The 23,523-nt window shown below is 43.7% G+C and carries 15 protein-coding genes; 6 read left to right on the plus strand and 9 right to left on the minus strand.

From position 1 onward, the window contains the following. Positions 1–328: 328 nt before the first annotated feature. Positions 329–1,234, minus strand: coding sequence for a helix-turn-helix domain-containing protein (locus RB622_RS26135; RefSeq protein ID WP_308049729.1), 906 nt, complete (start codon positions 1,232–1,234; stop codon positions 329–331). Between the two features lie 101 nt (positions 1,235–1,335). Beyond that, a complete protein-coding gene (locus tag RB622_RS26140) occupies positions 1,336–4,110 on the minus strand; it encodes a DUF6797 domain-containing protein (RefSeq protein ID WP_308049730.1) in 2,775 nt (924 codons plus the stop codon). 331 nt (positions 4,111–4,441) lie between these two features. On the opposite strand from RB622_RS26140, the gene RB622_RS26145 reads away from it, so the two are divergent. Both RB622_RS26145 and RB622_RS26150 read left to right on the plus strand, forming a co-directional pair. Further along, the gene (locus tag RB622_RS26145; RefSeq protein ID WP_308049732.1) at positions 4,442–5,623 is read left to right on the plus strand and encodes a PQQ-binding-like beta-propeller repeat protein; all 1,182 of its coding nucleotides are present in this window, start codon (positions 4,442–4,444) and stop codon (positions 5,621–5,623) included. A 497-nt stretch (positions 5,624–6,120) separates the two neighbouring features. Continuing rightward, entirely contained in the window at positions 6,121–6,792 is a 672-nt protein-coding gene (locus tag RB622_RS26150) for a DUF3244 domain-containing protein (protein ID WP_308049733.1), read from the plus strand. A gap of 69 nt (positions 6,793–6,861) precedes the next feature. On the opposite strand, the gene RB622_RS26155 is transcribed toward RB622_RS26150, so the two are convergent. The 5 genes from RB622_RS26155 to RB622_RS26175 form a co-directional block, all read right to left on the minus strand. After that, entirely contained in the window at positions 6,862–7,617 is a 756-nt protein-coding gene (locus tag RB622_RS26155) for an MBL fold metallo-hydrolase (RefSeq protein ID WP_308049734.1), read from the minus strand. A 115-nt stretch (positions 7,618–7,732) separates the two neighbouring features. Continuing rightward, the gene (locus RB622_RS26160) at positions 7,733–8,731 is read right to left on the minus strand and encodes an ELWxxDGT repeat protein (protein ID WP_308049735.1); all 999 of its coding nucleotides are present in this window, start codon (positions 8,729–8,731) and stop codon (positions 7,733–7,735) included. Between the two features lie 311 nt (positions 8,732–9,042). Continuing rightward, complete coding sequence (locus RB622_RS26165; RefSeq protein WP_308049736.1) at positions 9,043–10,392, minus strand: ectonucleotide pyrophosphatase/phosphodiesterase; 1,350 nt, start codon at positions 10,390–10,392, stop codon at positions 9,043–9,045. 96 nt (positions 10,393–10,488) lie between these two features. Further along, a complete protein-coding gene (locus tag RB622_RS26170) occupies positions 10,489–13,092 on the minus strand; it encodes a TonB-dependent receptor (RefSeq protein WP_308049737.1) in 2,604 nt (867 codons plus the stop codon). 66 nt (positions 13,093–13,158) lie between these two features. Beyond that, complete coding sequence (locus RB622_RS26175) at positions 13,159–13,647, minus strand: carboxypeptidase-like regulatory domain-containing protein (RefSeq protein ID WP_308049738.1); 489 nt, start codon at positions 13,645–13,647, stop codon at positions 13,159–13,161. A gap of 583 nt (positions 13,648–14,230) precedes the next feature. On the opposite strand from RB622_RS26175, the gene RB622_RS26180 reads away from it, so the two are divergent. Next, complete coding sequence (locus tag RB622_RS26180) at positions 14,231–17,494, plus strand: SusC/RagA family TonB-linked outer membrane protein (RefSeq protein ID WP_308049739.1); 3,264 nt, start codon at positions 14,231–14,233, stop codon at positions 17,492–17,494. A 44-nt stretch (positions 17,495–17,538) separates the two neighbouring features. Continuing rightward, positions 17,539–18,984, plus strand: coding sequence for a SusD/RagB family nutrient-binding outer membrane lipoprotein (locus RB622_RS26185; RefSeq protein WP_308049740.1), 1,446 nt, complete (start codon positions 17,539–17,541; stop codon positions 18,982–18,984). 412 nt (positions 18,985–19,396) lie between these two features. On the opposite strand, the gene RB622_RS26190 is transcribed toward RB622_RS26185, so the two are convergent. Then, positions 19,397–20,146 carry a response regulator gene (locus RB622_RS26190; protein ID WP_308049741.1) on the minus strand — a complete coding sequence of 250 codons (750 nt, stop codon included), beginning with the start codon at positions 20,144–20,146 and terminating at the stop codon, positions 19,397–19,399. An 80-nt stretch (positions 20,147–20,226) separates the two neighbouring features. Continuing rightward, positions 20,227–21,990 (minus strand): histidine kinase dimerization/phosphoacceptor domain -containing protein, encoded by a 1,764-nt coding sequence (locus RB622_RS26195; RefSeq protein ID WP_308049742.1) that lies wholly within the window; start codon positions 21,988–21,990, stop codon positions 20,227–20,229. 444 nt (positions 21,991–22,434) lie between these two features. On the opposite strand from RB622_RS26195, the gene RB622_RS26200 reads away from it, so the two are divergent. Both RB622_RS26200 and RB622_RS26205 read left to right on the plus strand, forming a co-directional pair. Next, entirely contained in the window at positions 22,435–22,878 is a 444-nt protein-coding gene (locus RB622_RS26200; RefSeq protein WP_308049744.1) for a hypothetical protein, read from the plus strand. Between the two features lie 66 nt (positions 22,879–22,944). Further along, positions 22,945–23,523: a hypothetical protein gene (locus tag RB622_RS26205; RefSeq protein ID WP_308049745.1), complete on the plus strand. Its 579-nt coding sequence runs from the start codon at positions 22,945–22,947 to the stop codon at positions 23,521–23,523.

A 23,523-nucleotide genomic window follows, 5' to 3' on the forward strand; every position in this document is an offset into this window, starting at 1 on the left:
AAGTTGGGTTTGCAAAGGTGATTATTGTCTTTCCCAAACAAAAGGTTTACAGATCGGTTAGATTGGTCAAAAAGTCGGTTTATCGAAAGCAAGGGAAGAAAAACAATTTTTAATTCTCCACTAGCCTATAAAAACTACAAAACAAATTCGGAAACAAGATTTCAAAAAAAGCTACCCATTCTACAAGATGATCACTTTTATCTATAAATACACCTGACAATTATATGTCACACCGATAAATTAATAAAAACAGGAAAACAAACTTTGGTATGATTGTCGTTTATAAATTAAACTACAAAAAAGAAAAAACCAGGCATCTGGTGTAAAACTATAATCCCTTACGATACTCTTTTGGCGAAATACCCGCGTGCCTTTTGAAGAATTTCCCGAAAAATGACTGGTCATTAAAATTAAGTAGATTGGCCGCCTGCCCGATACTGAGGGAAGGATTCCCCAACAAATACCTCGCTTCAAGCATGACGACATCGTCGATAATTTCACCGGCATTCTGTCCTGAAATCTCTTTGACGGTTTCAGTCAGATACTTTGGTGTAATACTCAACATCTCTGCATAGACATTCACAGTACGCTCATGCCGGAAATTTTTCTGTACAAGCTGCATAAATTCCATCACCAGATTTTCCTTTCTGGAAAAGTAATTCGTGACCGGCTCGGCATAACGCTGACTGATACCTGCAATCTCATAGATGAAAGTCTGGAATGAACTGTACAATAACTCCTTACCGAAAGGATGTTTTTCCACGGCGTTATTTCTGCGATGCAACTGAAAAATCTGGTCTTTCATGATGTCCGCAGATTCCTGATCAAGCGACCAAAAAGGTGAAAATTTTGTAGAAAAATAGTCAAAAAGCTCAGGTGATAAGTTAGGAATCCCAACTCTGTTCAGAAAGTCACCGGTGAAGCTTACGGCAGACAATCTTGCTTCCGGGCTGGCACTTAAAAATTGTTTCAAGGCATTGGGCGAAACCACAATAAGGCCATTCGTCGTCAGCTCATACTTTTTCAGATTCACGGTAAGGGTTACTTCACCACTGACAACAAGGCAAATAATCAGATAATCGCTCCTGAAATGCTCCTCCGTAAAATGCTCATGCCTGACCATTTCATCGATATGAACAGCAAAACCGCTGGTCACTGCATAACCCTCTGACGAAAATACCTGCTGTAATTCCTCGTGCCGGTGAATGGTTTCAACTTCTTTTTTATTACGCATAACTAAGACTATGACCTCTGTTTTGCAAGGAGCAAAAAAGCGGGATACAAATGTATTCACTTCCCGCTTTTTTTTACAGGATAATCGTTACCCAACCGCAATTACTTTTTGGGAAGTGTCTTAATATGTAAAATAATTGATTCAATATCCGAGTCAGAAAGCACCCCCACAAACGACGGCATTTCTTCATTATAACCCTTCACTATTTTCAATGAAGGACTCAGAATTGACTCCTTAATATACTTTTCGTCAGCAATGATCGAAGTGCCGTCTTCAAAATGTCTCTCGGATTTATAAAGATTCTGGAATGGGGGGCCATACATTCCGTCCGTTTTTAAACCTTCCGAATGGCAAGCTACACAGGCCATTTTTTGAAATAACGCCTTTCCCTTTTCCGCCGTAGCCATCTCATCCTTTTTTGCACTTACAATTTCTTTCTTTTCAACCGATAACCGTGCGAGATCAACATTTTTAAAACCGTACTGATCCAGATTAAGATTACCGGCGCTATTAACCGTGAACCAGAACGGATCATTCATTTTATGCCCGTCTCTGGATTTGAGCTGGTAAACCACCTCCATTTGCATCACTTCTTTCATGTCAGGAACCAGCAACAGCACTTTTTTCCTGTCAGCCGACAAATACGAAGCCGTGACAGCCAGCGTTTCTTCTCCCGACGTTCCGTCCGTTTTGTAATGACCGGAACCATACTCCTCCGTTCTTTTATAATCCCATCTTTTTACCCGAAAGTTTTCAGGATTCGACGCTGTTGCAGCATCCAGTTCTGCATCAAATCCGAGAATAATGCCTTGCTTGCCCGCCCTGATCATTGCAGGCAGATAACTTGGCTTGCCGGTGTAACGCAACCTGAGCAAAGAACTGATGCCGTTGGAAGTTGAACCCCACAAATTAAACCCGGTTATGTACAACTGTTCGTCCACCGGGTTCATCGTACCTTTTGAAGTTGGAGCCGGATAATTGGCATGAATTACCGAGACACCGCCCTGTAAAATCGCCGACGTACTGTCAATCAAAACCCGAAATAAACCCGGGCGACCAAACGAAAAATGGATCAGACTTCCGCTCAGCGGCCCCATTTTATTCCCCGTTATCCATGCCTGCCCCAGACTGGAACGATCTACCCGGTGCGGTATCCAGGTCAGTGGCGGCGTTATGGCGGGTTTATCTTTCCGGTGCAACGTCGGGATGACCCCAAAATAATCGCCTTTTTTTAACACATAAATTGGCGACGACGGGACAAAATTTCCCTGCTGATCCGTACTTGTCAATATCCCTTTTTCTGAGTTAAATCCAAGATATGGGCCACGCAAACCTGTTGCCACCACCTCGGATTTACGGCCATCCGGGCTAATTTTCAGTACGGTACCGTTTTCATCTGAACCGGCCCTGAACCCTTTGCCGACCTGGGCAGTGACGCCCGGACCGTTACTTAAACTTCCACCTTTGGCGATGTAAAAACTACCATCCGGCGCATAAACCATATCAGCGGCCCATTCCCTGGATTCTGATGACTGAGCCATGACGTTGGAGAAATTTTCATAAAAATCTGCCATTCCATCGTTATTGAGGTCATTCAAACGAACAATTCCTTCTCTGCCAAAAACATAAATCTTGTCTTTCACCACTTCAATGCTCATGGGTTCGTGCAGTCCCGAGGCAAAGCGTCGCCACCTTACATTTTTCAGATCCTGATCGATCCCCTCGATAAGCCACACGTCTCCGTCAAAAGTGACGGCGGCTGCATGTCCATCTTTGAAAAATGAAATATCAGCAACCCGAACATTACGTTTCCACGGATTATGAAGCGGCAAACCCAGCAAATCCGTTACAAAAGCGGCCGTGTCAGGCGCTAATTGTCCATGTGTCACAACCGTTTCTTTCCATTGTCCCGGTCCTCCACTTTTAAATTCCGGCAATATAATCTGGGTTTTGCGGCACAATTTCTCAAATTTTGATTTCAGCTTAGCCGACCCTTTCCATATTACAATGCTCATGGATGATGCATCAGAACCGGCAGGGACGTGAATCGTCAGGTACTTGTTATCACGAACTTCAGCTTTAAGCGCAGACTTTCCTTTTCCCGCAATCCCGACCGCGGTAACGGTATCTCTGTTCGCACCCTGATAAATGTAGGCCACTCCGTTTTTCACCTCACTATAAGTTGCATTGGTGATTTCGGCAGCCGTCAGAAAAAGTGCCTCCGTTGGTTTTTCAAGCTGAAAAGTTCTTGTAAAAGCCGTCTGGTTATCAAAAGTAACACTCCCGGGCATTTCGTAGATGTTGGTACTCCCAACGGAATAGTTCAAAATGGCTCTTTTGTCAAAAACATAAACACCATTCCACCGGGCTTTTTCCGCAGGGAGCGGACGCCAGGTTGGCTGATAAGTATCCGACGATTGAAATTCGGGTTTGCCCGCAGACCAGCCGACATATGAACCTGTGGCGATTAATGGACGCCCGGTCAGGGTTGTAACCTGATTGTTTTTATTAAAAAAATCCTTGTAAGAAACCTGCGCCAAAAGTGTCATGGGCAGAAATTTACCCGTCCAGGCCACGGACCACCTCAACAAATCGGTATCAAAACAGGCGTAGGCGCTATCGCCGAGCTGTAATGCCAGCGTTCTTCCCGCCATATTATCCTTTGGAAAACCATTACCCAGTTTCCGGGCATCGATAGAAGTTGAGATAAAGGGAAAACCCGGCTCAACAAACGGATTCAATTCCAGCGAATCAGGCCTGTCCAAAATTTCTTTTTCTGTGTCCGTATATCCGGTCAGTAAAAAAGAAGCCGCGACCAAACCACTTATTGCAATAGCACTCAAATATTTACCGGATTTTTTAAGAAAAGGATGCATGTTTTGAATCAATGTTGGTCAGGTCAAACGTCAAAATCGTCATGGACGAAGTTTGTATTTAGATAAGACGCAAATCCCGGTTTTTTACCTTACACAGCCACGAGAACTATTATTCAGACAATCACCACTGGCTTATTTTCGGTTTCTTTCAGTATCTCAATTTGCTACGGATAACAATTTTCATTCACCTGAAACAGGTTAGTTATCAGTCAAAGCGGTATTTTACCCACACAACAGCTCTCCAAATTAAATATAAACAAATCACCAACAAATGGACTTATATTAATAATTTGCAACCCAAGTTGCTAATCCTAAACCTAATAAGATTGTCATGAAGCAAATATCCTTGTTGCTATGCTGTGCCCTTACCTCACTAACCACCTTTGCTCAAAACGATTTCCTCTGGCGATTTCCAACCGACAGCGCGATTTATTCCACACCCGTCGTCAGTGGAGCACATGTTTATTTTGGAAGCAGCGATACCTATTTGTATGCTGTGACCAAGTCCGCAGGCAAGCTTAACTGGAAATTTAAAACCAACGGAAAGGTCAACTCCTCGGTTGCTTCGACAGAAAAAAGCGTGATGTTTACCAGTACGGATGGCAACATTTATTCGGTGGATAAAACCAATGGAAACTTAGTATGGAACTTCAAAACAGGTGGTGAACAGCGTTATGATTTGTGGGATTACTATCTTTCCTCACCGGTTGTTTTCAATAATGTAGTTTATTTTGGAAGCGGCGATAGCTCAATCTATGCACTGGATGCGGTTAATGGCAAGAAGTTATGGCAGTATAAAACGAACGGAATCGTGCATGCATCGCCCGTTGTAAAAGACAGTACCGTTTTTATCGGCAGTTATGATGGCTGGTTTTATGCCCTGAATGCAAAAAACGGCAGTCTGAGATGGAAGTTCAAGACGGTCGGCGACGCTTATTTCCCCAAGGGAGAAATTCAAAAAGCAGCGATTATTCATAAGAATACGATATTTTTTGGCAGCCGGGACTTCAACATTTATGCCCTAGACCTAAGCACCGGGACCGGCAAGTGGAATATGAAAGAACGCGGAAGCTGGGTTATTGCCACGCCTCATTTTTACAACGACAACCTTTATTTCGGAACTTCGGATACGCACAGATTCTATTGCATGAACGCAGAATCGGGTGAGATAAAATGGACACTGCCGCTGAATATGCGCGTATACGGGACAGCGTCCTCAATAGGAAATCAGGTTTTTTTCGGTTCGTTTAATGGTAAAATCTATTTTGTAAATTCGGAAACCGGCAAGATAAATTCGACATTTCAAACGCCTGAAAGTAAAAAATTATACGCCGGTCTTTTCGATGCGAACGACCATATCAGGAAAGATGTTGACCTGTACGGAAAAGATTATCTAATTACCGAAAAAAAAATACTAGCGCTGGGTTCTATTCTTTCCGACCCGGTCAGTGAAAACAATATCCTCTATTTTGGAGACACCAATGGATACTTCTACGCATTGAAATTACAATAAGTCCAGTGTACGGGAAATAAGTATCGTTCATTTCCCGTACTGCGTAGCTAATCACAACCAATCGGCCACCCCGGCGGGGTTTGATGGGACGGTCTGACATTTATTTGCTACAATAATACCATCCCTCCGGGATTTTTTCGGGCTGATGGTATATCGGCTTTCGGCGAGGCCACCTCGGCTATCCTGCTGAAGGCAAGAAATCAAATTTTGCCCGATCGCAGACGGCAAAACTGTCTTACAATACAATTCGCGTAATGCATATTAATTTACCACAAATAAGTTTAAACAACTTCTATGTGATCGGTTCTTGCCCGATCTGCATGAGAGAAAATTTATCTGGAAAATATTTTCTATTTCCTGCAACGTTCTTAATAAATATGACTCTTTGTAACAATTGATGGCCAGCAAGTTATACATGTTTAGTAAACCGGATACCCAAATTTCCGGAGCACCTTATTTTGTTGCTTTATTACAAAAAACATTTATCCCTGATAGCCATGAAAAGTTCAGAAACCCCAAAAACGAAGGTGCTAATCATAGCACTTCTTTTGACATTAAGTTTGCCCATTTTGGGCCAGTCCCATTATTCATCCGAAGAATCCGGGAAAGGATACTGGCAGCTTCACACAGATTTCAGCTCTAAAAGTACGATTGTTCAGTTTTTCGACGCAGACCACCAGCCTATTTATCAGGAAACAATGCCGAGTAAATATATCAAATTAACTAAAAAGAACATCCGGCGGTTTGACAATTTGCTAAGCCAGTTGATGAACAAAAATCTGCTTACCTCTATGGTCCGGTCCTATGACCTGGTGGCAGACAACCGGCCTGATTTCCGGGATATTCATAAACCCGAAGCGAACGCCGCTGGCTTTTCAGAATCCAGCAAAACTTTTGCCTCGAACGTATATGTACTCGATAAGGGAAAATTAAAAATCATCTTAAAAAACCCTACTCAGGATCTTTTCACCGTTACCATCAGGGATTCAGAACTCCGGACAATCTACTATGAACCGATCAATAACGCCTCTTACGGCCGGTGGTTCGATATTTCGAACTTACAGGAAGGTGCATACAAGGTTCAGATTAACAGCAAGAATAAGCGACTGGCCTACAAACTTACCGTGGACGGATATTTAAATTCCTACCATCTGGAAGCATTGCGGTAGAATACTGAAAGTCTATTTTGTGGTCGCCGATGGCTTTTTTGAGCCGCCGGTGACCACAAAACGACCAAATTATTTCTTTGCATACCAGTTTCGCAACCGGACATCAATGGATGTGCTGGACGCATTAACGAGTTTTTTAAAAGCTTCGGTATCACTAAATCCGTTTGCGCCACGGTAATGATAAGGGTAAACAATTTTGGGTTTAAAATCAAGCACGGCAGCAGCAGCTTCCGGGACATCCATCGTGTAGGGCAAATTCATACAGACAAATGCCACGTCGATATTTTTCAGACCTCTCATTTCAGGAATTCCAGCCGTGTCACCGCTAATGTAAACCGTTTTGCCACCCATTTTCAAAACATAGCCGTTACCTCTTCCCTTAGTATGTTTCGCGTCTGCCGCTTCCGGCAAATTGTACATCGGTATCGCCGTTATCGCAATGTCAAGCTTACTGATGGTTTGTCCGTTATTGATAATCACTGCCTTTGATTTCAGTTTGTCCGACATTTTATCGGCTACTGCCTGAGGAACCACCAGCACTGCGTGGCTTAAATCAAGTGCTTCCAGGGTCGTAGAATCAAAATGATCGCCGTGGATATCGGTGATCAAAATCAGATCCGGAGCGGCTATGCCCTCAAATGTTTTCGCGCCTTCGTACGGGTCGGCATAAATCGTTTTCCCGTTCCAGGTCATCGCCAAAGTAGCATGAATCAACGGCTGGATTTTCAATGCACCCTTCGAAGTCTTAATATCGTCGGCAGCCGGAAGCTGGGCCCATGACACCGTACCTATGAACAGCAATAACAGCGTAAGCTTCGTTTTCATATTTTACATTGATTTGTTTAACCAAAGATAGATTACCGGGCGCTTTCTTCCACAGGATGGCTAATTTATTTGACGACATGCATCGCCCGGTTTGAAAATCCCAAAGAAAAACTGTTTACAGCGGAAAAATGACTTTCTTTCCTTTTGGCAAAACAAATTTATAAAGTTCATTTCCTGTGACCCTGAGCCTGTTCTGGGTATAAAAAAGCTTGCCATTTACATGGATCAGATTGGCAATCGGACCGGACGTCTTGAAAACAGCATACGCGGTATTCAACGACGGATTTGTTGCGTAAACCGATTTCCCTGAGTTGACAAAATAAAGCACCCCGTTCACATGCGTCAGATAACCTGGTTCGAGCGTTTGGCTAATCCTTCTGGTTCCCGCCGCAGTACCATTCGACTTCCATAAATATCCTGCAAAAACAAAATACAACGTCCCTTTGATATTGACAAAATTCGAGGGAGCAATAGCGCCGGTTGCCTTCGCGGAAGGTTCATAGGGAATATTACTGTCAAGCGGATTATTCTGAGACGAGGGTTGTACAAAAGTGCCAAAAAGCTGCGTTCCGGGGTAATCCGTTCCATCCGATGTAAACAAACCGGAATTGCTTTGTCCTCCCACCGCAAGTGTATTGGTATAAAAGAGCGCACCATTTACGGGTGTCAGGTTAGCCGGTTTCAAACTTTCCAACGGATTGTTTATACCATCTTTGAGCTCAACAGTTCCGGCGGTTGTCCCATCCGTTTTCCATAATTTGGTCTCTCCCCCACCAAGTTTGTTAACGATCTGCGGATTTGAAGCGGCAAAAAAAAGTTTTCCACCCACATGGAGCAAATTCCTGATAAACCCGTCGCCAGCTCCCGGAATAATATCCTTCACCATAACCGTACCCTCCGCGGTCCCGTCAGATTTCCATAACTCCTTGCCGTGGACACCATCGTCAGCGACAAAATACAGTAGTCCGTTGGCATTCGTAAGCTGTTCCGGATTAGAAGAGGCCCTTAACGGTTTGATATCTTTTACAAGCACCTGTGCATCAACCACAAGAATACTAAAAACAAATAAACCTATCAGACAAAAAAGCGCGTGTCGTTCAGGAAACTTTCGCATAATATGGCTTCGGTTTGAGAAAATCAGAATACATAAATAGCAGTATTTTTGATCTTAGCGCGCAAAAAACCGGTTGGATCGCGGAGCGTTTTATTAAACGGCATCGATTTCTTGTCCCACGTCACACCAATTTACTACCATGACCGATACCTCACTACAAAATGAATGATGATACGGTTTATTTAATCAATGACTGACGGTATTCTGTGGACCACATATCTCAAAAAAAAGATAACCATTGCGCCGTTAACTAACGCACAATGGTTATCTTTTTTTGAAGTTCACCTGACTACCGCGAATGATACTTCTCCCTATTCTTTCACTAAAAGTCCGGGATACAAACTTCCATCGGCGGAAGGGAAATCAATTTTTAACAGTTTTGCAATCAAGGGAGCGATGTCCTGCAAACCCATCTCCGGAATCACAGTTCCTTTTTTTATACCATTTCCAAACACAACGAAACCCGTCTGAATTTCCTTAAAATCAGGAAAAAAGCCGTGTGTCCCTCCGCTTGCCGGACGGATCAAATCTCCTGTGGCGGCATTACCAAACGTGAAACCTTGTTTAGGAGCCAGTGCCAAAGCCGCGTTCGGATCAGAACCCACGACATCCAATGCCTCCCGATCTTTTACCGTAAACATCGCCTGCTGGGCAACGGGTAATTTACTTAAAATTGCCTTTACTTTTTCCAGGGTTGCTTTGTCGTTTTTGTCCTTCAAATGTAAAAAAGACGAGCCTCCCGAAGCATGAAAATAGGCTTTCCAATTCCCCTTTTGATCCGGATTGTATAAACCGGCCTGAGCCAGCAGAACATTGGGCGAGATAGACGCATGAATATCAACAAATCCATGATCGCCGGTCACGATAATTGTCGTTTTTTCTTTAATACCGGCCTTTTCAACCGCTTCCACAATTGATTTAATTCCTCTGTCGACACTCGACAACGCAGCACGTACCTTATCGCCATCCCTTCCTTCTTCGTGTTCAAAATGATCAACCGCAACCAAATGAACGGCTAAAAATGAAGGCTTGTATTGTCTGATAATATAGCTGCTCATTCGCGACAGGTTATCATCGATACTTAGATATTCGCCATCGAAATCGATTTCTTCCAGCTTACCCACAGCGTTCTGCTGAACCTCCTCATAAAATCCCTTTGGGAAGGAATGCTCTGAAAGCGCTTTGGTCATGTTTCTTTTCCCTCCTTTTGTTTCAGGCAGATACCAGTACTCAGGAATGTTATACGTGGCTGGCCCACCGACAGAAACCGGCCAAAAAACAGAAGCCGTCTTCAATCCTTTTTCCTTGGCCGCGCTAAATATGGTCGGAACCTTAATATTGGAATAATCCCAGTTCCATTTTCCGGTTACTTCCAGCGGTTCGGATGGCGTATTGTAGTAAACACCATGTTTGATCGGTTTCACACCGGTAATCATGGTTGTGTGCGATGGATAGGTAACGGTCGGAAAAACCCCCGTTACGCCATCAGCATAGGCTCCGGTTTTCATCGCCTGCCGGAGATTTACCATGGACCATGAAGCATCTTTATAAAACTCAGGTCTTAAACCGTCGATGCTGATCAGAATAACATGCGCATCCTGGGCAATCACGTTTGTGAAAGACAAAACAGATACCACGAGAATAGATAATATTTTTTTCATTCGAAGTTAAAAATTGGATTTGTCGTACAGTTTTAAAGCGAAAAGCATTGACGACACTCAAGAGATCATCCATGCTTTTGGCTTTTATTCTTAAATTTAGAAAGAGTACCTCAAACCAAGCTGAATCTGGTACGGGTTACCATTCAAGCTGGAAACACCCGTTGCTTTATTTACGTTGTAAACAAATTCCTGTTTCGCTGCGTCAAAGCTCTTGATCGAGTAAAGATTTTGTTTTCCCAGGTTATTACCAACGCCCCATTTCTTGTTCAGAAGGTTAGCCATATTGAAAACGTCAACAGAAGCTTCAATACCGTGCGTCTTGTAAATCTTGAAACGCTTCGAGAGACGGACATCCCACACGCCGTAGAAATCATTGATACCGCCATTGCGTTCGGCAACTTTACCAAGATTTTCACGAATGTATTTTTTTATTCCATCTTCCGCGTCCTTATTGTCAAGAATAGCCTGAATACCGGTGCGAATATAATCCGGCGTAGCGGCATTTGCAGGGTCATAAATATAAGCAAGATCATTTGACGACACAAAGTCACCGTTCATGTTACCGCTCACGGCCATCGAATAACGCGTTCCTCCGATGCCTGAAAAGCGAAGTCCGAAAGTCACACCCCAGAAACTTGGCGCCGTTCCGTAAAATACTACCTTATTGCGGAACTGGTTATTTGCATATTGCATTTTACTCAAATCACGGGGATCATCCACAACCATTTGGTCAAGCGTTGCCGTGTTGGCCACGTTTCCGTTGTACGAGGTATTGTCTTTTGCATCGTTCCAGGTATAAGAAGCTGTGATTTGTCCATCCTTAAAGTAACGATACGTTCCGTCGATTACCAGCGCGTACTGATTTTTCTTCCCTTCGCTGACCAGCTCTAAAACACGTCCAACTTTTGTTGTTTTACGGCCATTTAACCAGTTTGTTGCACCATTTTTAGCGTTAATCGAAGTAGCAGGTACGTAAACGCCACGGTCTGCTTCGGCTTTAATTCTGAAAAACGGATCTTCCACCATATTACGGTCGATGTACATATAGTTATTACGTGCCCAGGAAGCATATCCGCTTATCCCAACCCGCAGACGGTCACTGAAAAAGTGGTTATAAGAAAAATTGGCTTTGTAAAGCACCGGCACTTTTGCATCCGGACTATTGGTGTTAATTGTCAGCAATCTTTCAACGCCCGGAATATCAAATAATTCAGCGCCGGGTGCCGAAGCAGGGTTTGCTCTGTATCCTACAAAATCAGGTTTTGGAACCAAATTTCCCTGAATTTCAACGGACGCCACTCTTGTTCCGTCAAAAAGCATGTTGTTGATCATCGAATAGGGGTTCAGGTTTGATCCGAAAATCCCTGCCCCAAAACGGAAAATATCCTTGCTTCTTTCGTTGATATCCCAGGTAAACTGAACACGTGGCTGGACCTGTAACGTATTGATGCTGTTGTTCGTTTTGATACCAAGTTCATCATAGACCACCTGGCTAAAATTCGCTTTGTTTAAATAACGGGTATTATCCAGACGCACACCGGCCATCATCTGAAGCCCAAGCGCAAGTTTCGTTTCCATCTGTCCGTAAAGACCAGAACTTAACGAGTTTACAACCGTACTTGGGTCATCCAGCAAGTTGATTTCTCTCGCATAACGGTATGGCGTCATGTTATTAAAGTTCTCCATCCCTGTGAAATAGAACCGGCCGTTCATTTCACTTCCGTACCGGGAATGCATTCGGTTAAACTGAAGGTCCACACCAAACGTGAAATTCACTTTTTCCGTATTGTAGTAAAGGTTGTTGACCAACTGCACTACATTTCCCTTAAACCATTCAGGCGCAAAACGCTGTCCACCAATCTGAATGGAGTTGAAATAAGTATTAGTCCCAGAAACGGACTGTACGTTTTCGACGATTGCGCGAGGAATGCTTTCACCCGGCAACTGACTGTTTGGAATGACGGCAACGTCCTCATAAAAATGCTGCACTTTCACTTCGTTCGTTAATTTCGGGCTAAGCGTTGAACGAAGCGAAACCATCAAACTATTGTCAAACTTTTTACGGTTGATATAAGATTCATACAGGTTGATACCGGAGTTATCCCCTTCCGAAAGATTGTCCATTTCATACACCAGATTGTTACGCAGTGTAAGCAGGTTTTTAGCATTTAACTGCCAGTCGATACGGGCAAAAACGGCGTCAGTTCCTTTGGTTTTGCCAAATGCACCAAACTGAGGTGAGTTTGCCAATCCGTATTTCGAACGCCCAATATCCACAAAGTTGTTAAGCGTTTCCTGGGTAACTTTGTTGGCAGCCTCATCCGCCGCAGACATAATATTGGCAATATAAAGCGGACGGGAATCGGCCTGATGGTCCCAGGCGACGAAGAAATGCGCGCGGTCTTTAATGATTGGGCCTCCAAGTGAAAAACCGTATTGATAGGTCGAAAACTCCTGCGTTCTTTTATTTCCTCTTAAATCATAAGGACTTGACAACCAGTTGGTACGACCGAACGTAAAAGCACTCCCGGACAGTTTGTTCGTTCCCGATTTTGTAACCGTACTGATCGTACCACCACCAGCGCGTCCGTTCGTCACGTCATATTCGTTCGTAACAACTTTGAATTCCCTGATGGCTTCCATGGAAATGGAATAAGCGCCGGAAGTACTTCCTCCCGCAATGGTTCCTCTGGAACTCATCCCATCGATCGTAAAGTTTGTGGAAGATGCCAATTGGCCGCCCAAACTACTGCCGTTACTTAATGGCTAAAGATCAATCAAGGACGTAAAATTACGGCCATTTACGGGAAGCCTGGCAATATCGCGGGCCGTTATCGGTGTCGAAGCGCCCAGCGTTTCAACGGTATTTTTCAATGAATTAGCTACAATTTCCACGGCCTGGAGCTCGGTGGCACTCGCTTCCAGACTAAAATTCAAGCGAAGCTGATCTCCCTGATTCAAAGAATATCCGGTTTTCTTCTGCTCACCGTATCCCAGGTAAGAAACGGTAACAGAATAAGGTGATCCCAGTGGTAATTGCTTGATAATGTAATCTCCTTTTGTGTCGGTAACGGTACCGGTCTGAAACCCGGTTGATTCATTTTTAACAATAACCGTCGCGCCAATAATCGGCCCTGTTTTTTCTTCAGAAATATTTCCGATAACTGTTGCCTGATTGCCTTGCCCATACATCTTCGGAGTTACCAAAAACAGTAACGAGCACAACAGGACTAATCCTGTAAAGAATTTTTTCATTTTAATTTATATTTGAGTAGTAAGTATTCAAGCACAAGCCATTTCCGATCCGCTTTAAGTAGGTTTTGATACCATCCAAAACTGAACGATATTTCATATACGTAACCGATCTTATTCAGGAAAATCAATCAGTATTTCTATGAAATACACCCCCGACAGCCCCCTTCTCACACCGGTCTTAAATCGAGTACAAATGTAGTTTTTCAGTGTTACCATCCTGTTAACTGCAGATCAACCTTCTATTAATTAGTTCCTACTTTTTTAAGTGCAGATTTGCGGGTTGCCCGATTACGTATATCAATAAAAGCACTAAAATATTAACATTGAAAACGGGCAGCGAAGAATATTTTTGTCAAAATAGCTGCAAATATTTCCGGCAAAATCCGGGACAGACTGGGAGAAAGAACCAATACGGCCACTGTGTTCCGAAAGATGCGTTGTGAATTGCTCGTAGTCACAGGATTGCCGGTTTCCGGATGTAACCGATCCTTTTCAAAAAATATGAAAAAAAATAAATTTACAATAGTATCCTTATCGAAAATAATTCATTATTATTGATAAAAAATCTTTAAATTATACAAATATGAGCAAATGTATACGAGGTTCTTTATTAATTATACTGGGAATCATGTTTCTGAATCTGAAAATTCAGGCGCAGAACCGGCAGATCAGCGGGAAAGTTGTAGATGAGTCCAACACCGCCCTTCCGGGTGTCAATGTTTTAGTAAAAGGGACAAATACCGGAACCAACACAACGGCCGAAGGCAAATTCACGCTCTCGCTCCCACCCCAAAATCACACTTTAACCATTTCTTCGATAGGGTATAAAACCCAGGATGTCGAAATTACACCGTCCATGTCTACCGTGACGATCAAGCTTGTGGCCGACATCAAGAGCCTTGGCGAGGTTGTGGTTACCGCTTTGGGTGTTCAGAGAAATACGCGAAATGTCGGTTATGCGGTTCAGCAAATAGACGGTGGAACCATTCAGGAGGCCAGGGAAGTCAATTACATCAATTCACTTCAGGGTAAGCTGGCAGGTGTTCAGATCGGTGGCAACAGTGGCTCTATGGGCGGATCTTCCCGCGTAACAATCAGGGGCTTGAAATCGATATCAGGAAACAACAATGCGTTATTTATCGTAGACGGTGTTCCGATGGCCAATATGAACCTCAATTCCTACGGAGTCACCGGAGGACAAGGAACCGGTGGCGGAGGCTATGATTATGGAAATCCGGCCCAGTTGATCAATCCTAACGATGTTGAAAATATTTCCGTGTTAAAAGGTGCCGCAGCAACAGCACTTTACGGGAGCCGGGGCCAAAACGGTGTTATCTACATTACCACTAAATCCGGAAAGGGATCCGGCAGCCTCTCATTGAATTATGACTTAAATATTCAAATGGATCAGGTTTCATTGCTGCCCAAATTCCAGAATTCTTATGGAGGCGGTGGCAGTTCCAGTTTCACAAAACTGTATGTAAATCAGAACCCAAGCGGATTTTTAGCCGGTGGCGGCACCTATGATGACAATGACGGCAAAGGAAAATATGACCTCATTCCAGACTACGGAACTGATGAATCCTGGGGACCCAAACTGGAGGGGCAACTGGTGCGGCATTACTGGTCCTGGGATCAGGACAGAAATAATCCAAATTTCGGAAAAACAGCTCCCTGGAGTCCGCAACCTAACAATGCGAAGGATTTTTTCAAAACCGGTGTAACTTTTTCAAATAATTTATCCGTCGCCAGCAGCACTGATAAGGGGTCGATCCGCTTTTCTCTCGGACAAACAAAACAGAATTTTATTTATCCCGGGAGCAGCCTGAACCGCTTTTTTATCAGCTTAAACACCACTTACAAATTTACCGAAAAATTTACTTTCAGCGGTGGGATCAATTACATTAACGACCATTCCAAAGGACGACCGGGAACCGGTTTCTTTGGAAACAACCCCATGCTTTTTTACGTCATGTTCGGGCAACGCCAGATTGACGACGCTTATCTGAAAAATTATAAATATGACGACGGAACAGAACAGTCATGGAACCGTACGGCGTGGAACATTCAAAAGCCAGCCTTTACCCAAAATCCTTATTGGAACCAATACGAAAGCTATAACACCGACCAGAATAACCGATATTTTGGCAACGCGGGACTAACTTACAAGATCACAGACTGGCTGAGTGCGGATGTCCGTGTCTTTTCAGATTATCTGAACCATTTGGATGAAGTGCGCAGTGCGAAAGGATTTTTTGTAGGGTCTTATGCCAAGCGCGTGGCCATCAATAACGAAAACAACTACCAGGGAACGCTGAACATTAATAAAACATTTAATGATTCCAAATTCAGTCTGGAAGCAGTTGCGGGCGGTAACATTCTGAGTATCAAATCAAGCGTGGACGCGGGAACCACCAACGGCGGACTTCAGAATCCATTGGTTTATGTTTTACAAAACTCGGTTACACCGGCCACGATCTCAAACGCCTACGGAAACCGGCAAACAAATTCCCTTTTCGCCTCAGCGACCTTTGGGTACGGCAAATTTTTATATCTGACGGCCACAGGCCGAAATGACTGGGCGTCAACACTGAAGCAAACCGGAAATTATTCATACTTCTACCCTTCACTGGCTGCTTCCTTTATTTTTTCAGATGTTATTCGGAAAAGCAACTGGCTGACGCTGGGAAAAGCACGTTTATCTTATGCCAGGGTGGGAAATGATGCGGATCCGTATTCAGTATCCCGGTATTACGACTACGTCGCTCCGTTCAACAGTTTTCCGCTACAAAGTACCTCTGATAAACTTTTCAACAGCCGGCTGAAACCCGAACTCTCATCCGAAGTTGAAGGCGGGCTGGACTTTAAGTTTTTCAATGATGTCATCGGAGCCAATTTTACCTATTACGACCGTAAGACAAAAAATCAGATCTGGAATGTTCAGATACCCTCAGAAAGTGGCTTCACTACCAAAATCGTGAATGGCGGTACTGTGCAGAACAAGGGGATTGAACTTACGCTTTCGGCCACGCCCGTTGCAATGAAAAACTTCAGCTGGAGAGTCGCCCTGAATTTTTCAAAAAACAAAAATACCGTGCTTAACCTCAACAGCACCGGTGACAATATTGCGGGAATCGAACGGTTTATTATCGGTACCGAACGCCGGACCAACAAGGTTTCCATGGTAGCGCAAAAAGGCAAGTCGCTGGGTACCATGCTGGGTACCGACTATGTTTATGATGCAAATGGAAATAAAACTGTCGCCGCTAACGGGACCTATAACGTTACTCCTACGCCGGTTATTATCGGTGATGCCAACCCTGATTTCATAGGCGGCTTATCCAATACGTTCAGTTACAAAAACTTCTATCTTTCTGCACTGGTCGATTTCCAGAAAGGAGGTGATTTCTTTTCCTATACCAATTTGTACGGAAACAAATCCGGTATGCTTAAGGAAACGGCCGAAAATGGCATTCGTGAAAATGGCATTATAAATCCGGGGGTTAAGGCGGATGGTACAGCGAACGACATCGTTGTCCTGGCGCGTACCCATTTTAATGCAGACGGCGGTAACCGTATCAGCAAGGCCAACCTCTACGACGGCAGCTATATTTATCTGCGTGAGGTCCGCCTGGGATGGTATTTGCCTGAAAACTGGGCAAAAAAAATCAAAATGCAGGCTTTACGCTTCACACTGACCGGTCGTAATCTCTGGCTGATCAAAAGCAATGCACCCAACGTGGATCCTGCCAACATAACCAATTCCATCAGTAATCAAATTGGCTTTGAAGGCGGTGCATTACCTCCTGTCCGTAGTTTTGGTGCAAATCTTAATGTTACTTTTTAACGCATTTACCCCGAAAGGTGATATAAATTTAAAACTTTGAGCATATGAAAAGTAAAATGATATTCCTGATAACGGCAATGATCATTGCTGCTACCGGCTGTAATAATTTTGAAACACTGAATACAGATCCTTCCAGATCCAGTGAGACCCAACCGGAATTTCTTTTAGCCAATGCTGAAAAACGAGCCACCGATCTCATGTATGACACCTATTTCAACGGACGTATCGGCATGGAACTTTCACAGTACTGGATGGGAACCGATAAAACGTCCGATGGCCGTTTTCTGTTCACAAACGACGGTTTGTGGACGGGACTATACGCTGGACCGTTGATGGATCTTCAGGAAATTCAGAATTACTATAACCGCCATCCCCAGGAAAGCAACCCGCATACCATAGCCGTTGCTGAAATATTGAAAGCATGGATTTTTCATGTGTTGACTGATGTCTACGTTGACATTCCATACACCCAGGCGCTTAATGGCGAAAGCACTCCGCAACCCGTCTATGACAGAGGCCAGGATATCTACACAGCGCTACTTGCCTCCTTAAAAAAACAGGCTGACGTATTGACAAACACCCCGTCGGGTGCGATACGTGGTGATATTGTTGCCAACGGAAGTGCCCAGAAATGGGTAAAAATTGCGAACGCATTACGCATGCGCATAGCGTTAAGAATGGCCGATGTTAAACCGGCAGAGGCTAAACTGGTGATTGAAGAGGCCGCGAAAAATACATTAACGGATGTAAGTCAGGATGTTTTTTTTCCTTATAATGTAGCAACCACCACAAACCGTTTTCCTTATAATGACGTGGAACGTCCGCTCGTTGAATTCGCTGTCACTTCAACACTTGTTGACTATTTAAAATCGGTCAATGACCCTCGCTTGCCAATATTTGCACGCCCCGACGAGACCAACGGTAAATACATAGGAAAGGTGTACGGCACCGAAGCAAATTCGCCAACCATGATCGGGCTTTCCAAGCCGGGCGTTATCGCATACAGCGGCGCTGCAAAAGGCTATATTATTACCTATGCAGAAATTGCCTTTATCAAAGCAGAAGCCGCGGCGCGAGGCATGAATGTTGGTACGGAAAACGCAGAAAGCTTATACAACGCAGCGGTAACGGCTTCGATGACACAATGGGGCGTTACAGATCCCAAAGTGATCTCGACCTATCTGGCAGAAGTGCCTTACAATGCAGGGAACTGGAAAAACGTAATTGGCACACAAAAATGGCTGGCACTTTATATGCAAGGTATACAGGCATGGATGGAAAGGTTACGGTTAGACATTAAAAAACCAAACGGCGACCTATTGTTTATTCCACCAGCCTCGGGCAGTCTCGATCCGGAAGTAACAGATGTGCCGAAACGCCTGAAATACCCGAGCGGCTCCCGGGCCAGCAACGCCGCAAATAGCGAAAAGGCGGCGAAGAATATTGGGGGTGACACACAAGCGGTTAAAAATTGGTGGGATACCTTGTAATTTGAAAACGTAAATCATGATCTCCGGAAAGCAAAATTTCGCCTTCCGGAGATCATTTTATGATGATCGGTAACAAATTCTGTTTTTGAGAAACATGCTCCTGCATAACTTTTTCAAAGGCGTATGAGGGATTTTTGGACAATCAAATGTTTTGTGTGCATACGTTAAAAATTAATGATTACAAATTCCCGGACAGGTTGGGAGCAATGGATTGGGCAGACTGACTTATTAGTCACCCAAAGGTGATATTTTTTATAAAAATGTCAATAAAACACTTTAAAAATGTGAATTATTTGCGATAGAAAAATACACTTAAATTCAAGAATGGTTAATCAAAACCTGCTTACATTCTATTACGCTGTATATTTTTGCCCGTCTTACCGGATAGATACGGGTACTTTACAACTGTATTCTATTTTCGTGGCCCGCGTACAATGGCCAGTTTCCTCATCAGATCGGTTCGCGCCGCTTCGGGAATCGTGAGCAGGATTCCTGTTTCCTGAATTTTTAACTGCGCTCCCTCAATCCGCTCAATGTAATTGAGGTTCACCATCAATGATCGTGAAAGCCGAAAAAAGTGTGGAAGACCAAAATACTGTTCGAGATGGCCCATCGATAAATTTATCAGCAATGGTTCTTTTTTGTATACCTCATACACATTTACCGAATGCGTGCTTTTCTTCGTGGCAATGTAGGTAACCTCTGATTTAATTATTTTTTGAAAGCCCTTATCCACAGGAAGGAAAACACTATCCGCAACAGCGCTAATTTCAGGCATAGCATCTGGCCTGAAATTATGCCAGGCCAGATCTATCACACGGGTCAGATCAAGGTGTCGAAACGGTTTTGTGATGTATGCGGCAGGAACGAACGTTTCTTTAACCCGCTTATAGGTTTCGTCTTCGGTATTGGCCGTTAAAACAACAATCGGGATTTGGTATTGTTTAAGTATCTCTCCGGCCACTGCAACGCCGTCCTGGGACCCATTTAGATGTATATCCAGCAATAGAAGATCCGGTCGTTCATTTCTAGCTGCCATAACAGCTTCCTGAAAAGTTCTGGCGCTAGCAGTCACGCGGTGACCGGTCCTTTCCAGGGTTTTCCGGATATCTGCGGCGGTAAGCACGTCGTCTTCTACTATTAAAATGTTAAGAGCTTCCATTTTTCGTAGCTTTTCAATTGTCTAAATTAGTGTGACCGGTAAAATCCTGTATTGAGACAATGATGTTTATGAAAATAAATTCAAAGCATGGTCGGCTCAGGACTACTTTCCTGAAAGTCCATCGAAAATCTGGTCCCGCCTTCGTTGACAAAGGTGTATTTGGCGTAAAGTTGCTCGGTTTCCATTTTTATCAGGCTCATGCCAAATCCCGTTATGTCGTTTTTGGTGTTTGTGAATCCCGGACCATTATCCGCAACAATTAATTTTATATGCTTTTGAGACCACGCATAATACCGGATACAGGTGATGCAGAGTTTGGGACAATCATGTTTTGGAAATGCATACTTACAACTATTGGTAATCAGCTCGTTCAGTATGAGTCCAATGTGAACGGCATGGTCGGCAGACAAATGAATCGCATCTGCTTTTACTTCCAGCGCTACGTTTTCAAAACCGTATGCATGGAGTACACCCTCCGTAAGTTCCTCGATAAAATCGGGCATAAAAACCTTGGCGAGTTGATTTCCATCGTACAGTTTTCGGTGCAGTATGGCCATTGTTTCTACCCGCAAACGACTTTCCTCGATTGCTTTCAAAGCCCCGGGATCGGTAAGAATGTCGGATTGAAGGCTAAGGATACTGGAAATGGCCTGCAGGTTATTTTTGACACGATGATTTTGTTCTTTTACCAGCAGCTCATTCTGGGCATTGATCTTTTGATTTTTCTTATACAACCGATAAAAGACAAGACTCATACCGGCCGTGACAATCAGGAGCATGAGGGAGGTAATGGTAAATCTTTTTTGTGCCAGCAGCATTTCGGACCTGATTGCGAGTTCCTTATCCTTCGCTTTCAGTTCTACATCTTTTTTCTCTTTTTCATTTTCCTGTGTAAGTCTCGAATAGGCAAGCTGACTTTCAGTGGAATAGGTTGCCAACTCAATTTGCCTTAATTCTTTCATGCTTTCAGCGGCGTCCTTCCATTTACCCGTTTGCCGGTAATACTCAGCATACAAGTCCACGAACTCGCCTCGCCCACTAAATCCATTGTTGAAATAGTCATACCGGTCGAGTATTTGCCGAACCTCTTCAAGTGCCTTTCGTGCCGGTTCATATTGTTTTCTTGCAAAATAGAATTTGATCAATGGATAAAGTACGTCTATCTGTCCACCGTCGTCATGTCTTTTTTTGTGAATAGACAAGGCCATTTTGAACCCGGATTCCATGGCCTTAGCATCGTTAAACAACCTGAATCTAAAATGCGCCGTGGCTACGTAGGCTTCCGCCAATCCTAAGGAATCATTGACCTCAATAGCGTGAACTTTCCGCTGATGTAAATAATATCTGGCACTATCAAGATTTTGCTTGGGCAGGTCGGGTTTCTTTCCCGCTTCTGACCAGTCAATGCTGTGAATCTCTGCCAACCTTTGATTACCCCAATAAATAAATTTGTTTGATGACACCCGTTTGGCCATAGCCAATCCTTCTCTTATCCATTGCAGCGCTTTCTTATAATCTCTTGGTATTTCCCCGTCAGCAAATTTGTAATACAGCCTGCTCAAACCGGGAGAGTCGCCTCTGGGTTTCAACAGCTGAAATGCTTTTAAATACCATTTTTGTCCTGCTTCGATATCGCCCGCTGCCCGGTAACTCTTCCCATATAAATAGTATGCCTCAGCCAGCAGATCGGTGTCCTTTCTGGCAATAGCGTCATTGTAAAGCGTGTCGGCATAGAGGAGCTTAAATTGTGGAACAGGCAGGAATTTAGCTGCCTGTCCGGATGCAGTCAACGGCCCGCCCATAACAAGAGATATTTTCAGAAGAACAATGATGCAAAATTTCACAATGTCATGATAATAAGAAGGATCTGCTTTTAAAATTAGAGAATTTAGCTAAAAATTAAAACGCTATTCGCGCAGCATTTTGCCGTGTTCACGCTAAATTTTTGGGGTTTCGCGCAAGAGCCTTATCAGACTCACGCCGAAGAGATCTTTGGTGAAGTTGAATACCGAAGAATCATAGGGTAAAATCAGACTGAAACCGGCCTGAAAATTTCCGGATTATTCCGAAAAAATAAATCCTTGTTCATGCAACGTTTACCCATGTTCGTGCAGGATTCGCCGTGATTGGTGATCACTGATTGACAGGAATCATAATAAATGAGATGTTTGTAGTGAAGCCCAATTTTATCTTTTCAGGACTCGGTGAAAAACAAATTATTGAAACCCTCAATTAATTTCTTTCATAACATGGCAAAAAGTACAAGGAGCATTTTAACGATGCTGATAATGGTTATTACATTGATAAGTCTGGACGGCTGTAAAAAGAAAGAGGCAGATCCGGTATTGGTAGGGAGTCCGGGAAACCCAAGGTTCAATCTTCAATTTGACAACGAGGAAAATGTTGATCTGGATTTGTATGTTACCGATCCTGAGGGTGAAACGCTGAGTTATCAAAACGCATCTTCCTCCTCTGGTGGTGCATTGGATGTTGACTGCAAGTGCAATGACTGTCCCAATGGCCCCAACGAAAATATATTCTGGCCAGAGGATGATTCCGCACCGAAGGGAGAATACAAAGTATGGGTCCGCTATTATGGCCGCTGCAATGCCAGCAGCAACAAAATTTCCAATTTTACGGTGCGGGTAACAAATAACAAAAAAGTTATTGACACCTACACGGGGACGCTTTCCACCGGGAAGTCAACGATCTGGACCTATACCAAGCGGTGAGCGATTCACCGCCACCATGATTACAGCAGTAATCCCGGATTCGAATTATTAAACAAAATGCTCCTCATGATCATTATTTATCAAACCATTTTCAAGTTGACGTATATGCAAAAACTCTTCATTTCTCGGACGCTCATTTGTTTATTTTTTCTAGGTTCCATTGCGGCAAAAGCCCAAATTTTTGAAAAAGGGACTAAACTGGTTGACGCGGGTTTTCAGTTACAGAGCGACTACATTCCAATTTTCGCCAACTTCGAAACCGGGGTTACCGATGACATCGGCGTCGGTGCAAAATCCTCTTTTGCCAAGAAGAACCATGTTGGCAATATGGGGATTCAGCTCGTCGGAAATTATCATTTCAACCGGTTGCTTAAACTCCCTGTTGAAAAACTCGACTTACTTGCTGGCTTGGGCCTGGGCGTTCAACTGGTCACGTACAAGTTTGCTGGTGATTCCGATTCACAAGCCGCATTTTTGTCCACACCGTTCGTAGGCAGCCGGTACTTTTTTACCGATAAAATTGGGGCAATGGCCAAAGTAGGATTCGACATCTACCGTTATAAAAATGACTATGGCTATTACGGTTCCGCAGTCGAAACCTTTACCAGAGCTTCTTTCGCTTTGGGCGTGACTTTTAAGTTGTAA

This window comes from Dyadobacter sp. LHD-138, from assembly GCF_030929615.1.
In the GTDB taxonomy this organism is placed as follows: domain Bacteria; phylum Bacteroidota; class Bacteroidia; order Cytophagales; family Spirosomataceae; genus Dyadobacter.